The sequence below is a fragment of the Mucilaginibacter litoreus genome, from assembly GCF_042676805.1.
In the GTDB taxonomy this organism is placed as follows: Bacteria; Bacteroidota; Bacteroidia; order Sphingobacteriales; family Sphingobacteriaceae; genus Mucilaginibacter; species Mucilaginibacter litoreus.
The window spans coordinates 1-1,651 of record NZ_JBHTHZ010000007.1 but is presented as its reverse complement, the minus strand read 5'-3'; the positions used below and the strand labels follow the sequence as shown (position 1 = coordinate 1,651).

Genomic DNA, 1,651 nt, shown 5'->3' with positions numbered 1-1,651 from the left:
GGCCTCTTTTTGTTTGGATTGGGTTAGTTAACAGTAAGGCTGGACCGTGTCAGCTTGCTTTATTCTTTTCGGGATGGTTTATGTGGTCGTTTGCGGGACGGAAGGCCTTTTTCTCAGGCTTTCCACTTTCTGAGGTTGTGGGCGATCGATAGCAGCCCTATTTCGACCTCGGTTTTGGACATGCCTTTCAGCAGAAAGCGCCTGAAGCCGTGATTATGTTTCAACTGTGCGAATACCGGTTCTACATCGGCAGGCCTTCGCTTGCGATATTTAATGCCTTGGTCTGTATTGAGCCTTTCCTTTGCCGCTTGCTTGTGTTTTCTTAAGGAGTGGTTGATCTCCACAACCCTGTTGCCGGCGCTCCTGTGGCAAACACCCCGCATCGGACAGTTATGACAGTTAGCTGCCTGGTAACGGCTGACGATTTGTACATAGCCAGAAGTAGTGATCCGTTGTCCGTCGCCGATGTGTTGCATCCGTTGCCCCATCGGGCAGGTTAGATAGTTCTCCTGCTGGTTATAATGAAGACTATCATTACTAAAGTCTTTGATTCCCTCTTTCTGTTCTTTATCAAAGATATTATACTTGATGTAAGCTTCGATGCCTTTTTGTTCCAATATACAATAGTTCTCATCTGACCCATAGCCCGCATCGGCCACAACGGCTTTGGGTAGGGTGTCGTACAATGCTTCGTACCCGTCGATGTGTGACGGCAGCGTCTGGTAATCGGTTGAGGTTTGATGCAGCGAGTAGTTAAGAATGAACTGCTCCTGTGTACTGATCTGCAGGTTATAGGCCGGTTTGAGCTGTCCGTTCAGCATGTGGTCTTCCTTCATGCGCATGAAGGTGGCATCAGGGTCGGTTTTACTGTAACTGTTACGTTCACCTAACAGCTTTTCCTGCTGGTCATACTTCTTTAGGTTCTCCGTCCAGTGCTTTTGGGCGTACTTCAGCTTTTGCTTTACCTTCGGGTCTACATCCTCTTGTTCGGCCAGGGCCGCATTAATACTGGCGATGGTCTGTTTCACCCTTTCGGCATTCACTTCTGTAAAAGTAGTAGGTGAGGTGTCCAGCCGCTCTTCACCGGCCAGGGTCTGGGCATATTTCCATAACTCATCCAGTTGGCTTTTGATCTTCTCTTTATTATGCTTGATGCTTTTTCCCCAAACGAAGGTGTACCTGTTTGCTGCTGACTCGATCTTCGTACCATCGGTAAAGACCGCTTCTTTCAGCGATACGATACCTTCAGCCACTAACAACTGCACGATCTGGGAGAAGAATTGCTTTAAGACGCCCGACAGCTTTTCACTGCGGAAACGGTTGATGGTGTTATGGTCAGGCTTTTTCATCCCCAAAAGCCACATGAAGTGCACGTTCTGTTGAGCCTGTTCTTCCAGTTTACGTGAAGAATAGGTATTGGTCAGGTAACCGTAGATCAGCAGCTTCAACATCAGCCGCGGGTGAAAGCTGGATGCGCCACCTCCTTTGTACTTCCGGTTGATCGGCTTGACATCTACCTGATCGACCACCTTCGATACGATACGTACCGGATGACCCTGCGGTACCAACTCTTCCAGTTTGTACGGTAAAAACGTCAACTGGTCAGGATCATATTCCTTAAAGACTACCTTGCCTCCCATGCCTTTAAGTT

1 protein-coding gene is annotated in these 1,651 nt (G+C 48.3%); it reads right to left on the bottom strand.

Annotation, left to right across the window (positions count from 1 at the left end; translation table 11 throughout):
* Nucleotides 1–113: 113 nt before the first annotated feature.
* Nucleotides 114–1,640: an IS1182 family transposase gene (locus ACFQZX_RS11565; protein ID WP_377115345.1), complete on the bottom strand. Its 1,527-nt coding sequence runs from the start codon at nt 1,638–1,640 to the stop codon at nt 114–116.
* Nucleotides 1,641–1,651 lie beyond the last annotated feature (11 nt).